A 15,295-nucleotide genomic window follows, 5' to 3' on the forward strand; every position below is an offset into this window, starting at 1 on the left:
AAGCGCAAGGAACGCAAAGCTTTGCGACCCTTGTGGGATATAAATAATAAGTAAAAATCATTGCGCGCTTTGCGGTAAAAAACATAAAATGAATAAGATGAAAAATTTTGATATCAACGAAGATCCACACAGACGTTTCAATCCATTGATTAACGAATGGGTTTTGGTGTCTCCGCACAGGGCAAAAAGACCTTGGCAAGGACAAAATGAAAAAATTCATACGGATGCGCTTCCACAGTACGATCCTACCTGCTATTTGTGTCCGGGGAATGTTCGTGCCAATGGGGAAACCAATCCAAACTATGAATCGAGTTTTGTTTTTGATAACGATTTTGCGGCCGTAAAACAAGAACCCATTTTGTTTGAAGAAGAGTCTAATCCTACTTTTTTCAAAGCAAAACCAGAACGCGGTATTGCCAGAGTGGTTTGTTTCTCGCCTAGGCATGATTTGACTTTGCCAGAGATGGAACTTCCCGCGATTGAGACCATTATCAGAACATGGCAAAAAGAATACACCGATTTAGGAAATGTAGACTACATCAATCATGTGCAGATTTTTGAGAACAAAGGAAGCGTAATGGGATGCAGCAATCCACATCCGCACGGACAAATATGGGCGCAATCTTCTTTGCCTACCCAAGTGGAGAAAACACAAAACAGTTTGAAAGCCTATTTCGAAAAGAATCAAAGCAATCTGTTGCAGGATTATTTACAGGAAGAATTAAAACTGAAGGAGCGTATCGTGATTGAGAATGATCATTTTGTGGCTTTGGTTCCTTTTTGGGCTATTTGGCCGTTTGAAACGATGATTATCAGCAAACGTCATATCTTGAGAATAACCGATTTTACTCCGGAGGAAGTTTCGGATTATGCTGCTATTCTTAAACTAATTACGATAAAATACGATAATCTTTTTGAGACTTCGTTCCCGTATTCTTCTGGAATTCATCAAGCACCAACGGATGGGGAATTGCATCCGGAATGGCAATTTCACATGCATTTTTATCCACCTTTGTTGCGTTCAGCTTCTGTAAAGAAATTTATGGTGGGTTACGAAATGATGGGAGAAGCACAAAGAGATATTACACCGGAGAAAAGTGCTGCCGTATTGAAAGCACTGTCGGACGTACATTATAAAAACAAATAGGATGAGTAAGATAGTTGTTACAGGAGGTTTAGGTTTTATAGGATCTCATACCGTTGTGGAATTGCAAAATCAAGGTTTCGAAGTAGTGGTAATCGATAATCTATCCAATTCTTCGATTGAAGTTTTAGATGGTATTGAAAGAATCACAGGAAAGAAACCTGTTTTTTCAGCCATAGATTTAAGAGAGAAAAAGGATGTTCAGAGTTTCTTTAAAGAGCATGCTGATGTGGCAGGGGTTATTCATTTTGCCGCTTCAAAAGCAGTAGGGGAAAGTGTCAAAGACCCATTATTGTATTATGAAAATAATATTGCGTCACTGGTTTATATTTTACAGGAATTGCAGCATAAACCAGAGGCGAATTTTATATTCAGTTCTTCTTGTACGGTTTATGGTCAGGCAGAAGTAATGCCAATTGCAGAAACGACACCTATTCAACCGGCTATGTCGCCTTATGGAAACACCAAGCAAATCGGAGAGGAAATTATTACGGATGTCACTAAAGTAAGTGGCCTGAATGCGATTTTACTTCGTTATTTCAATCCGATCGGTTCACATCCCTCTGCTGAAATTGGGGAATTACCTATTGGAGTACCTCAAAATTTGGTTCCTTTTATCACTCAAACCGGAATGGGCTTGCGAGCAGAATTATCAGTTTATGGAAATGATTATCCAACGGTTGACGGAACCTGTGTTCGTGATTATATCCACGTAGTCGATTTGGCGAAAGCCCATGTAATCGCCTTACAGAGGTTATTGGACAAAAAGAACGCAGAGAAATTAGAAATTTTTAATTTGGGAACAGGAACAGGAAGTTCGGTGCTGGAAGTGATTAACGCTTTTGAAAAAGTTAGCGGACAAAAACTGCCTTACAAAATTGTTGACAGAAGAGAAGGAGATGTTATTTCGGCTTACGCCAATACTGACAAAGCGAATCGTATTCTGGGCTGGAAAACACAATCAACTCTGGAAGAAGCCATGGCCAGTGCCTGGAAATGGGAACAAAAGGTTCGAGGAAAGGAATTGGTTTAAGAAAAAAGCTGTTAAAGGTAATGAAATCAGTTGATGAGGTAAAAAACAGTTGTGAAATCAAGCCCTAAATTAGGGACTTTTTGGCTTAGTTTTTAAGATTTAACTGATATAATGAGAATAAATGTAAAAAACACATTTATAAATGGTGTAAATAAATATTTTTATTTTACTTTTGACTTTAATAATTCATAAAATAATAATAAAATTAAAACACATATCATATTTTAAAACTAATTCCATTTGGAATTATATAGTTTCCTAAGAATGTTGATGTGTAGTTTTAAAGAATAACAAATAAAAAAACGGTGCAATTGCTTTATTAAAACAATGATAATACACGACAATCCCGTATTCATTAATATATTAATTTTCTAAAAAACCAAAAGAACCATGAGCCAAAACCTTGCTTTTGCAGATTATGCAGTATTTATTATCTATTTTATCGTGGTATCCGTTTATGGATATACCATCTATCGCAAACGTGAAAAAAATGAACACGACGCCAAAGCTTACTTCCTGGCAGAAGGAACACTGACATGGTGGGCTATTGGAGCTTCATTAATCGCTTCTAATATTTCTGCTGAGCAGTTTATCGGAATGAGTGGTGAAGGATTCTTTTTAGGAGTTGCAGTTGCCGCTTACGAGTGGATTGCTGCTATAGCCTTGATTATCGTGGCCGTTTGGTTTATTCCTGTTTATTTAAAAAACAAGATTTATACCATGCCTCAATTTTTAAAAACAAGATATAACGAATCGACCGCTTTGATTATGGCTGTTTTCTGGTTGTTCTTGTATGTGTTTGTTAACTTGACTTCAATTTTATATTTAGGAGCTGTAGCCATCAATGGATTAGCAGGCGGCGAATATTTGCACGCTATCATGATCGGTTTGGCAGTTTTTGCCTTATTAATCTCTTTAGGAGGTATGAAAGTGGTTGCTTATACAGACGTAATTCAGGTTGCCGTTTTGATTATCGGTGGATTGGTTACCTCTTATATTGCTTTGACTACCGTGGGACAATACTTTGGTGTGGGTCAGGACGCTATTGCAGGTTTCAAAGTATTGATGAGAGAAGCTCCGGAGCATTTTAAAATGATTATACCGGAACCAACGGCGACTTCTTCTCAAAATGATATTAATAAGTATTTAACTTTCCCGGGAATGATGTCTTATTTGGCGGGTATCTGGATTATCAACCTTAACTACTGGGGATGTAACCAATACATTACTCAAAGAGCTTTGGGAGCAGATTTACAAACAGCACGTACAGGTATTTTATTCGCTGGATTCTTGAAATTATTGATGCCGCTTATTGTTATGTTACCGGGTATTGCTGCTTACGTTTTGTATGAAAATGGACATTTACCTCAATTAGTTGGTGGAAAAGACGGAGCGTATTCTGCGATGTTAACCTTCCTTCCTACAGGTTTGAAAGGTTTGTCTGTTGCCGCTTTAACTGCAGCTATTGTTGCTTCGTTAGCTGGTAAAGTAAATAGTATCTCTACTATTTATACATTAGACGTACACAAAAAATACATTCAAAAAAGTGCTACTGACAGAGCTCAGGTAAACATCGGAAGATATGCCGTTTTCGCAGCGATGCTTTTGGCTGTTTTATTTACTTGGAATGACTTGTTAGGAATTGGTGGTGTAGGTGGATTCACTTACATTCAAAAATATACCGGATTTATTAGCCCGGGTGTATTTGCCATGTTCTTCCTTGGGATGTTCTGGAAAAGAACTACAGGTACTGCTGCAATAGTAGGGGTAATCGCCGGTTTCTTATTATCGGTTTTATTCAATGAATTTGCACCAGCTTTATTTGGAAATGAAACATTATTGTACACGGCTTACGCTAATGGAAAAGGTGGATTCGAAATACCATTCCATATTTGTATGGGATTGTCATTCATGTTTACAATGCTTATAATGATCGCGATCAGTATGGCAGGACCAAAAGTGAATCCTAAAGCATTCGAATTGGATACAGAAATGTTTAAATTAAAACCTCAAACGACTGTATTAATCGTAATCACATTGCTAGTTATTTTTGCATTGTATGCTAAATTCTGGTAATAGTTAGTAATTAATTTGTTTATTAAAAAGTGTGAAACTGAATTCGTTTGGTTTCACACTTTTTTATGATATAACGCGCCCGTTCCCTGGGGGATTTTGCGCTGAAAATTCATAGTTAAACTAAATATTTAAATCTTGTTAATGCGAATCAGCAGTTTAAATGGGTTGTTTGGAACTAAATATTGGTAGAAAAATAATTTCATCCGTATTTTTGTCCCGTTAGGGACTAAACGACTCTTCTCAATATCGCACAAAAAAGATTTCCAATTCTTGTTCGCATGAATAACATAAGTCTATGAAATCGACATTAACAACAAGTCTGCAAGCAAACATTAAAAAGGCGATAACATGCAGTACCCATAATAAATAAATTTACAGATATGAAGCTAATACGATTTGGAGAATCGGGAAAAGAAAAACCAGGTGTTTTAATTGGAGACAAACGAATAGATGTTTCCTCTATTGTTGCCGATTATAATGAAGCTTTTTTTGATAATGACGGTTTATCGCAACTAAAAGAAGAACTAAAAAACAGTGCTTCATTCCCTGAAATAAGTAATGAAATTCGGTTAGGGTCGCCTGTGGCAAGACCATCCAAAATTGTTTGCATTGGTCTTAATTATGTGGATCATTGCGAAGAAACGAATGCTCCGATTCCAGACGAGCCCATTATCTTTTTTAAATCGACAACCGCTTTGTGTGGACCAAATGATAATCTGGTAATTCCAAAAGATAGCCAAAAAACAGATTGGGAAGTGGAGTTGGCTTTTGTCATTGGTAAAAAAGCCAGTTATGTTTCAGAAGCCGATGCGATGGATTATATTGCCGGTTATTGCTTGCATAATGATTATAGCGAAAGATCCTATCAGCTGGAACGTGGTGGTCAGTGGACAAAAGGGAAAGGATGTGATACGTTTGCACCGCTTGGTCCCGTTTTGGTAACACTAGATGAGGTTGCTGATGTCAATAATTTGTCAATGTGGTTAACCGTAAATGGTAAAAAATATCAAGATAGTAATACCTCAAATTTGATTTTTAAAATTCCTTTTTTGGTTCATTATCTAAGTCAGTTTATGACCCTTTTACCGGGAGATGTGATTAGTACCGGAACTCCTCCAGGAGTTGGTTTGGGAATCAAACCAGAACCTGTATATGTTAAAGCTGGAGATGTAATCGAATTAGGAATTGAAGGTTTAGGGAGTAGTAAACAATTGGCGGTTGCTTATTTGTAAACGCAGAGGATGCGTAATTTCTAAAGAAGAAAAAAAATCTGCCGAATCTGCGTAGGAATAATTTTGGGGAAAGAATGCGATGCGTTTTCAGAATTCATAAAAAAGACCCGATAGTTCATTTAAACTATCGGGTCTTGCCGTTAAATGGGATTTATACCCAAAAATATTTGTTTAGACTAAAACTCAAAATTGAATCCTTTCTTGGTCAGCTTGTCATAAATTTCAGGGTCGAATTTATACAATTGAGCTGCCCTATGGGAAACATCTTGTTGTTTTTCGTCTAACGGAACTAACAATTTCATGTGTAGAATCTTTCTGCGGAAATTAGATTTATCCATCTCTATCCCTAATATTTCTTCGTAAAGATGCATGAGTTGCAATAAAGTGAATTTTTCTGGTAACAGATTGAAACCTATTGGCGCCTGACGCACTCTATTTCGCAGGTGCTGTATGCTGTAAGCAAGAATTTCATTATGGTCGTAAATTAAATCAGGTATTTCATTGATTTTATACCATTTTGCATCAGATGCCGTAAAACCGGCCTTAATATTATAGTCTTCTCTTTTTACTAAAGCATAATATCCGATGGTAATTACCCTTCTCAACGGAAAACGGTCTGGTTCTCCAAAAGCTTTTAGCTGCTCCAGGTAAATATTGTCCATTCCGGTAAGTTCTGCCAGCAAACGGTGCGCAGCATTATCGGTACTTTCTTTCTTTTTAATCCAACCTCCAGGAAGTCCCCATTTTCCTTTACTGATACCTTCAGCATGTTGCACCAAAAGTACTTCAAGAATTCCATTGTCAAAACCAAATATAACGCAGTCGATAGTAATGGCATTCATGGCAGATTGCTCTACAATTTGTATTAAATCCCTGTCAATTATTTTATCCCCCATAGCCTTACAATATTTAGTACTAAATTAATATTTTTTCAAAGAGTAGAATCGTGTTCAATAAGATATTTGTAAAATAATTGTGATTAAACCAAATCCTAGCTTCGAAATTCTGATTATTTTTTATTTTTTAATTTATTTATTTTCAATACGTTGAAATTCAATATTTTGAATCTTTTATACCCGCAAAAAACCGAATAAAAATCCTTTTTTCACATAGTATATTAATAAAAATATTTTCCATTTTTTATTGATTACAAATATTTAATTACAATTTTTTGTTAATATGAAAAATATGTTTTATACTTGTAGTCAAATTAACCATAACGTTATGGTTTGTTTGACCAAAAGTACAAAAAACAACAAGAAGTTAATCATATAATTACAAGAAGATGTATTTTTTAGGAATTGATTTAGGAAGCTCGTCTATAAAATTATCAGTATTTGATGCTGATAAAGGAATTACCGTTGCGGCGGTAACTGTTCCTGAATTTGAGATGGATATTGTGGCTCCTAAATTCGGCTGGGCAGAACAAGATCCTGCTAAGTGGTGGGAATATGTAAAAACTGGAATTCAATCTATAGGATCAAAACAGCAGATCGATTTAAAAAAGATTGCAGGAATTGGAATTGCCTATCAAATGCATGGTCTGGTATTAACCGATGAAAATTGTAATCCGGTTCGTTCTTCTATTATTTGGTGCGACAGCAGAGCAGCTAGTATTGGTAATGAAACCTATGACCGTATGGGTCAAGAGTATTGCCAGCAACAAATACTTGGAAGTCCTGGGAATTTTACAGCTTCCAAATTAAAATGGGTTCAAGCCAATCAACCTGAAATTTTTCAAAAAGCGGCATTCATGATGTTGCCGGGCGATTTTATTGCTGCCAAACTTTCAGGCAAAGCACAAATAAGTACTTCGGGGGTATCGGAAGCCGCTTTATGGAATTTTACCAAAGGTGGTTTGGCGACTGAAGTATTGCAAGCCATGGGACTTTCTGAAAAAATGATTCCTGAAATCGTGCCCAACTTTGGGTATCAGGCTACTGTAAGCGCTGATGTCGCGTCGGAATTAGGACTTAATCCGAATGTAAAAATAACCTATCGTGCCGGTGATCAACCTAATAATGCATTGTCTTTAAATGTTTTAAAACCAGGAGAAATTGCTACAACGGCAGGTACTTCTGCGGTGGTTTATGCAGTAAGTGATCAAGATATATATGACAAAGAAAACCGCATTAATACCTTTTTGCACGTAAATAATACTGAAGCTCAAAAAAATAATGGGGTAATGCTTTGCATTAATGGTTCCGGAATTTTATACCAATGGTTACGTAAAATAATGTCGGTTGGAAGCCCCGATTTAATTGCATACGAAAAATTAAATGCTGAAGCTGCCAAGGTCAAAGCAGGTAGCGAAGGCTTGCGATTTTATCCTTTTGGTAATGGGGTGGAACGTATCTTCAATAATAAAAATGTCAATTCCGGCATTCAAAATTTAAACTTTAATATCCATCAGTCGGGCCACCTTATCCGATCTGCCTGTGAAGGAATTGTATTTGCCATGAATTATGGTTTTGACGTAATGAAATCTGTGGGAGCATCAGGTAATGTAGTGCGTGCAGGAAATGCAAACTTGTTTCTAAGCCCTGTCTTTAGGGAAATTTTCACCAATACAACTCAAACGGTTTTGGAATTATACAATACTTCCGGGTCTGAAGGAGCAGCGCGTGGAGCAGCCTATGGTTATGGCTATTACGATTCGCTTGACCAAGCTTTTGAAGGCCTAAAGTGCATCGAACGAATCGAACCAAATCCTGCTTTGACTTCACAATATCAGGATATATATCAGGAATGGAAAAATCATATTAATATCGAAATATAATGAATACTACAAAACAAACTTATTTTAAAGACATTGATACCATAAAATTTGAGGGAAGAGAAAGTGATAATCCGCTTGCTTTTAAATGGTATGACGAAAACCGTGTGGTAGCAGGAAAAACATTAAAAGAACATTTGCGTTTTTCTATGGCCTACTGGCATACCCTATGCAACACCGGAGGAGATCCTTTTGGTAGTGCAACAGAAACTTTTTCTTGGAATAAAAACGAGAACGCTATTCTAAGAGCGCAGGATAAAATGGATGCCGCTTTTGAATTTATGAGCAAATTAGGGATGCCTTATTACTGTTTTCACGATGTAGATGTTGTGGACGAAGCACCAACTTTGGCAGAATTTGAAAACCGCGTGCAAGCCATGGTAGAATATGCCAAACAAAAGCAACAGGAATCAGGAATCAAACTCTTGTGGGGAACTTCAAACCTGTTCAGTAATCCACGTTACATGAATGGGGCTTCAACCAATCCTAACTTTGATGTGCTTGCTTATGCTGGTGGTCAAGCCAAAATTGCCATAGATGCAACGATTGCTTTAGGAGGTGAAAATTATGTTTTTTGGGGAGGACGCGAAGGCTATATGAGTCTTTTAAATACAGATATGAAAAGAGAGCTGGACCATATGGGACAATTCTTGACTACTTGTAAAGATTATGCACGCAAACAAGGTTTCAAAGGAACTTTTCTTATTGAACCAAAACCAATGGAACCGATGAAACATCAATATGATTTTGATGCCGCGACTTCATTAGGATTCTTGAATAAATACGGATTGCAAGATGATTTCAAATTGAATTTAGAAGTGAATCATGCTACTCTTGCTGGTCATACCTTCGAACATGAATTACAGGTGGCAGTAGATGCAGGCATGTTGGGAAGTATTGATGCTAACCGTGGAGACTACCAAAATGGTTGGGATACCGATCAATTCCCTGTTGATGTGTATGAAATTACACAAGCTATGTTGGTGATTTTGGAAGGTGGCGGAATTCAGGGTGGTGGAATCAATTTTGATGCTAAAGTGAGAAGGAATTCAATCGATTTAGAAGATAAATTCATATCACATATTGCCGGTATGGATGTTTTTGCCAGAGGTCTTATTTGCGCAGATCATATTTTACAAAATACAAATTATAAAAAATTACGCCAACAGCGTTACGAATCATTTGACAGTGGCAATGGAGCTAAGTATGAAAAAGGAGAACTCTCTTTGGAAGCGCTTAGTGAATTGGCACGTGCTAAAGGAGAACCACAAAGGATAAGCGGTAAACAAGAATTATTTGAGCAAATTATTGCAAATGCCTATTAACCTTAAAACTATTATTAACTAAACAAATTAACCAATTCCTTAATTATTATGAAAAGAAAATATTGTACTTCGACAATGCTTCCCTTTTGTATGACAATCCTGTTGAGCATTTTCATGATGCAATCAGGTTTTGCGCAACAGCGAACCCTTTCTGTAAGCGGAAAGATAACATCTAGCAGTGATGGCATGGGTATTCCCGGCACGAGTGTTATTGTAGAAGGGACTAACAGCAGTACCACCACAGATTTTGATGGGAATTATAAAATCGATGTAAAATCAGATGGCGCTTTAAAATTCAGCTTTGTGGGTTATAAAACGCAACGTATTTCAGTAAACAACAGAAATTCAATCGATGTTGTTATGCAAATTGAAACAGCTGATCTTAAAGAAGTAGTAGTCATTGGTTACGGAACTCAGAAAAAGAAAGTTTCCACAGCTGCCACTTCAGTTGTATCAGCCAAAGATATTCAAAATGTAGCCAGTGCAGATGTTGTTAATGCTTTGCAAGGACAAACTTCGGGGGTTAATGTTACTTCTACTTCTGGTCAACCGGGAGCAGGAATGGTCATAAACATCCGTGGTGTCGGGACAGCAGGAAACAATTCACCGCTTTATGTGGTGGATGGAGTTGTGGTAGATAACGGTATCGGATACTTGGATCCTTCCTCTATTGAGAGAGTCGATATCCTGAAAGATGCAGCTGCGGCCTCTATTTACGGAGCAAGAGCTGCCAATGGTGTTGTATTGGTTACAACCAGAAAAGGAAAAGACGGAAAAATGAATGTGGCTTTAAGCAGCTATACAGGTTACCAACAAATAGCAAAAAGATTAGATTTATTGAACACGCAAGAGTACACGACTATTGTGAATGAATCACGTGTAAATTCAGGCTTATCACCTTTGTACACACCGCAACAAATTGCTGCTTTCCCGAATCATGATTGGCAAGACGATTTGTTTAATGAAGGTGCGATGAAACAAAATCACTCTTTAATGATTACTGGCGGAGATAAAAAATCAACTCTTGCCACAGGATTATCTTATTATGGTCAAGACGGGCTTATTGGTAGTCAAACCAATCAATCCAAATACGAGCGTATTACTTTCAATGTGAATTCAACTTCTGAGGTTATCGAAGATCATTTAAAAATTGGAGAGAATTTTTCTTATGCCAATATCGAAAGCAGCGGTGTTTCTGATGATGGAATTTACAGTAACAGTATCAGAGGATTTTTAAATGCGGCTCCAATAGATGCAGCTTATGATGAAAATGGTGATTTTGCACATTCTGTTATTTCATCAGATATCAGCAATCCTTTAGGGTCTTTGTATTATAATAATTTCAATGAAAACAAAATTGACCGTTATGTAGGTAACATTTTTGCAGAAGCAAAATTTTTGAAAAACTTTACATTCAGAACCAGTTTTGGTGTTGATATTACAAATAGCACATACCGTTCTTATGTTCCGGTTTATTCTCTTTCTTCAAACACAAATAACACCGTATCCAATGTAACACAAAGTGCAAATAAAGGATTGGGTTGGTTATTCGAGAATACTTTACAATACAAAGCGTCTATCAATGATGCACATCATTTTGATGTATTGGTAGGTACATCTGCTAAAGAAAACACTTCAGAATACATGAGTGCTACTGGTAAAAATTTGAATTTTGATGATTTTGCACATGCTTATTTGAGCAATGCTACAGACCAAACTTCAAATACGGTATCAGGAAGTCGTTATGACTACTCGATTCAATCTTATTTTGGACGTTTATTATACGATTACAATAATAAATATTTGTTCTCAGCTACAATACGTAGAGACGGTTCTTCGAACTTTGGACCAAATAATAAATATGCAGTTTTCCCAGCGTTTTCTGCTGGTTGGAATGTTGACCGTGAAAGCTTTTTCCCAGAAAACAATGTTGTCAAAAGTCTTAAAATTAGAGCGAGTTGGGGACAAAACGGAAATGACCAATTTGCGGAACAATTTGCTTATATGTCAACAATAAGTTCTTATGATAAGAGCTACCATTTTGGTACAACTGATGAAACATTACAAGTTGGATCTAGTCCGGATGCGCTTTCTAATCCAGATTTAAAATGGGAAACTTCAGAACAATTGGATTTAGGTTTTGATCTTACTTTGTTTTCTTCTTTGACTTTCACATTTGACTACTATGACAAAACGACCAAAGATTGGTTAGTACAAGCTTCGGTTCCGGATATTGCAGGAGCTACAGCGCCTTTTATCAATGGTGGTGATATCAATAACAAAGGGTTAGAATTTGGTTTAGGTTACCGAACAAATTTTGGAGAAGATTGGACTTTCTCTGCAAATGCCAATGCATCTTTCAACGAAAACGAAGTAATTCGAATTGCGAATGCAGAAGGAATTATTCATGGGGATACAAACTTGTTGTTCCAAGGTTTGGATGAGATGAACAGAGTAGAAGTTGGACAACCGATTGGATATTTCTACGGATTAAAAACAGACGGAATTTTTCAAAATGCATCTGAACTTACTTCTGTTCAGCCTAATGCACAACCGGGAGACGTTCGTTTTGTTGACTTAAATGGTGATGGAAAAATTGATGCTAATGACAAAACTAAAATTGGGGATCCAAATGCTGATTTCACATATGGTTTCAATTTAGAAGTTTCTTATAAAGCTTTTGATTTCTCTTTATACACTTATGGTGTGGCAGGAAGCCAAAATGCTTTTGGAGTTCATGATTATACCCGTGCTTATAATAACTACACGACAAGTATCTTAGACAGATGGACTACTGAAGGTACTTCAAACTCAATTCCAAGAGTTACTTATGGTACAGATCCTAATGGAAATTATACTAAATTCTCTGATTTATATATTCAAAATGCTGATTTTTTCAGAATTAAAACGGCTACTTTGGGTTGCGATTTGACAAAATTGACAAACAACCTTGGGTTCTTCAGCAAATTCAGACTTTATGTAGCGGCAAACAACTTGTTTACGTTTACACAATACCAAGGAATGGATCCTGAGATTGGATTTGGAAACTCAAACCAATCATGGGCAAGAGGTATTGACGTAGGATACTATCCACAGCCTAGAACATACATGATGGGTCTTAATGTTAACTTTTAAAAAATGATAACGATGAAAAAATATATAAAATTATTTGCAGTTTCGACCTTATTCGTACTAGGGGCATGTTCCGATGAATTTTTGGAAAACGAACCTTATACTGAAAAAGTAACCGAGAATTTTTATAAAACGCCAAAGGACGCCTATGAAGGACTCGTGGCAATTTATGACATCTTACAACGTGAAGCGTATGGCGGGCCTTTATTGATCAGTGAGCAAGCTTCGGATGATTGTTTTGGAGGATATGGAATTGCTGATGGTCAAGGAGATTTAGAATGGGACCGTTTCTTATATGTTTCAGACAAAGACATGAATAAAGAGGCTTGGAAAACACCTTACCAAGGGATTTACAGAGCGAATATTCTATTAGAAAATTTAGACAAAGTAGATTGGGGAACAGATACCGCCCTTAAAACAAAATTCGAAGCAGAAGCCCGTTTTTTGAGAGCCCATTTTCATTTTCAATTGGCTAAAATGTTTGGAGATGTGGTAGCGCTGGACAAAACACTTACTTCAAACGAATTGTATTCTCCGAGAGTTGCTCCAGAAGTAACCTATGCTTTAATTGCTAACGATTTAAAATTTGCTGCGGATAATTTGGGTAATGAAAACTACTCGCAAGCAGGAAATGCGAATTACGGGCGTATTACAAAATGGGCTGCGGAAGCATACATAGCGAGAGCTTTTTTATTCTACACGGATTATTATGGTAAAGAAGATTTAGCAGGTGTTATCAGCAAAGCAGAAGCAGTAACTTATGTAAATGATGTGGTTAGTAATAGTGGCCACGGACTGGTTGCTGATTTTTCTCACTTGTGGCTTGCCGCTTCTCTGGAAGACTTTGCAGGCGAAGATAATACCGAAATGGTTTGGGCGATTCGTTTTAACGGATCGGGTAAAGGGGATTGGAATCTTCATGAAGGAAACCGTTTCCAAGTACTTATTGCTCCTCGTGGAGGAAGTATAGGACGCTACGCAACAGGATGGGGTGGTGCTACGGTTAACCCGGATTTGTATAATGCTTATGGAGTAGGAGATACTCGTAGAGACGCTACAATCATTGATTTCGAAGGAGAAGGTTTAGATTTTGATCCACTGACCAGAGAGCAACGTCAATATACAGGTTATGCTTGGAAAAAATATTGCCCAATTACCAATGAAGCAGGGACAGCAATTGTGGAAGCCAATGGTGGGAATTTCCAAATAGATAATTACCAGGATTTAGCTGTAATTCGTTTTGCGGATGTACTCTTAATGGCTGCGGAACTTAATTTAGGAACTAATGACGGACTTGCTCAAACTTTGCTTAACAGAGTGCGTGACCGTGCTTATCAAGATGCCACACACCGTGTGACAGTTTCTAAAACAGCTATTATGAATGAGCGTCGTTTAGAATTAGCTTTAGAAGGACAACGTTATTTTGACCTGATCAGACAAGGTACTGATGTGGCTAAAGCGGCTATTGATAATGTGGATAGTGATTCTCAGTTTAATGTGACTTTCAGAACAGAAACATTGGGTTGGTTCCCATTACCTCAATCTCAAATCATACTTTCAAACGGGACGATGTCACAAAACCCTGGTTGGTAATTTTAACTATTAAAAAGGAAAACTATGAAATCGCCTCTCACATCAAGTTTGCGCAAGCAAACATCAATAAATAAAAGGGCGATACCATATATGACCACTAACAAATAAATTTAACATATATGAAACGTAAACTATATGCACTTGTAGCAGTAATAGCGCTAGGGACACTATTTTCCTGTGAACCTGTAGAAGATCGTAATAGCCTTCCTGAGTTGACATTAACTCCAGAAACGCTTAAATTTTCGGTGGTACAAAATCCAGAGAAAAACAACGAAGTAAAATTGACAAATTTAGACCCTACGGTTATTCCGTATTGGTCCTATTCTGATGCAAATGGAGAATTGGGGCATTATAATACGAATGAGCAAATACTTTTTTTTCCATTTGCAGGGACTTACACGGTTGACTTTACTGCATTTACAAGAGGAGGGGCAGTATATGCAGATCCTGTAACAGTAACAGTAGATCAGAATGATCCAACCTATTTTAGCGATCCTACATGGGCAAAACTTACCAACGGTGAAGAGGGGAAAACCTGGGAGTTAGATATGAACGACCCTATTGCTTGGGCAGCTTTGAATTTTGTTGGTCCGGCACCTTACTCAGGAGACTGGTGGTGGATTCCAGGATCGTATCAAAGTTGGTCTATGGCAATGAAAGATTGGGGTGAAATGACTTTTGATCTTAATGGCGGATACAATGTGAAAGTGGTGCAAACAGCTTTAAACAGTATGGAGCAAACTACTAAAACTGGGGTTTTTAATTTAGATATAGCTAAGGATGCATTAGTTTTTAGTGGAGGACCTGAATTACTTTACGGTGGAGATTATCATCCGGATGTAAGTAACTGGACAAGTATTAAAGTTATTGAGATTAATGACAATCAAATGCGACTTTCAGTAGTTAGAGACCAAAGTAGAACGGGAGAAGGAAATTGCCAAATTATTTTTAATTACAAAGTAAAGCCAGTTTCAAATTAGATTA

The 15,295-nt window shown here is 37.1% G+C and carries 10 protein-coding genes; 9 read left to right on the forward strand and 1 reads right to left on the reverse strand.

Annotated features, from left to right (window positions below; all coding sequences use genetic code 11):
- Positions 1–97 precede the first annotated feature (97 nt).
- The 4 genes from ABEB23_RS11690 (at position 98) to ABEB23_RS11705 (ending at position 5,485) form a co-directional block, all read left to right on the forward strand.
- The gene (locus ABEB23_RS11690; protein WP_348813089.1) at positions 98–1,147 is read left to right on the forward strand and encodes a UDP-glucose--hexose-1-phosphate uridylyltransferase; all 1,050 of its coding nucleotides are present in this window, start codon (positions 98–100) and stop codon (positions 1,145–1,147) included.
- A gap of 1 nt (position 1,148) precedes the next feature.
- The gene (gene galE / locus ABEB23_RS11695) at positions 1,149–2,177 is read left to right on the forward strand and encodes a UDP-glucose 4-epimerase GalE (protein WP_348812786.1); all 1,029 of its coding nucleotides are present in this window, start codon (positions 1,149–1,151) and stop codon (positions 2,175–2,177) included.
- A gap of 390 nt (positions 2,178–2,567) precedes the next feature.
- Positions 2,568–4,253 (forward strand): sodium/sugar symporter, encoded by a 1,686-nt coding sequence (locus ABEB23_RS11700; RefSeq protein ID WP_348812787.1) that lies wholly within the window; start codon positions 2,568–2,570, stop codon positions 4,251–4,253.
- 380 nt (positions 4,254–4,633) lie between these two features.
- Entirely contained in the window at positions 4,634–5,485 is an 852-nt protein-coding gene (locus tag ABEB23_RS11705) for a fumarylacetoacetate hydrolase family protein (protein ID WP_348812788.1), read from the forward strand.
- Positions 5,486–5,661: 176 nt separating this feature from the next.
- Here ABEB23_RS11705 and ABEB23_RS11710 read toward each other — a convergent pair whose 3' ends face one another.
- A complete protein-coding gene (locus ABEB23_RS11710) occupies positions 5,662–6,381 on the reverse strand; it encodes an NUDIX hydrolase (protein WP_348812789.1) in 720 nt (239 codons plus the stop codon).
- A 389-nt stretch (positions 6,382–6,770) separates the two neighbouring features.
- On the opposite strand from ABEB23_RS11710, the gene ABEB23_RS11715 reads away from it, so the two are divergent.
- The 5 genes from ABEB23_RS11715 to ABEB23_RS11735 all read left to right on the forward strand — a co-directional run bounded on the left by ABEB23_RS11715 (position 6,771) and on the right by ABEB23_RS11735 (position 15,291).
- Positions 6,771–8,264 (forward strand): xylulokinase, encoded by a 1,494-nt coding sequence (locus tag ABEB23_RS11715; protein ID WP_348812790.1) that lies wholly within the window; start codon positions 6,771–6,773, stop codon positions 8,262–8,264.
- Positions 8,264–9,586: a xylose isomerase gene (xylA, locus tag ABEB23_RS11720; RefSeq protein WP_348812791.1), complete on the forward strand. Its 1,323-nt coding sequence runs from the start codon at positions 8,264–8,266 to the stop codon at positions 9,584–9,586. Before ABEB23_RS11715 ends, xylA begins: the two co-directional genes overlap by 1 nt.
- Before the next feature lie 48 nt (positions 9,587–9,634).
- Complete coding sequence (locus ABEB23_RS11725) at positions 9,635–12,721, forward strand: SusC/RagA family TonB-linked outer membrane protein (RefSeq protein WP_348812792.1); 3,087 nt, start codon at positions 9,635–9,637, stop codon at positions 12,719–12,721.
- Positions 12,722–12,733: 12 nt separating this feature from the next.
- Positions 12,734–14,311: a RagB/SusD family nutrient uptake outer membrane protein gene (locus ABEB23_RS11730; RefSeq protein ID WP_348812793.1), complete on the forward strand. Its 1,578-nt coding sequence runs from the start codon at positions 12,734–12,736 to the stop codon at positions 14,309–14,311.
- Positions 14,312–14,430: 119 nt separating this feature from the next.
- Positions 14,431–15,291 carry a hypothetical protein gene (locus tag ABEB23_RS11735; protein WP_348812794.1) on the forward strand — a complete coding sequence of 287 codons (861 nt, stop codon included), beginning with the start codon at positions 14,431–14,433 and terminating at the stop codon, positions 15,289–15,291.
- The last annotated feature ends 4 nt before the right edge of the window (positions 15,292–15,295 follow it).

It is taken from the genome of Flavobacterium maritimum, from assembly GCF_040049085.1.
Lineage (GTDB): Bacteria > Bacteroidota > Bacteroidia > Flavobacteriales > Flavobacteriaceae > Flavobacterium > Flavobacterium maritimum.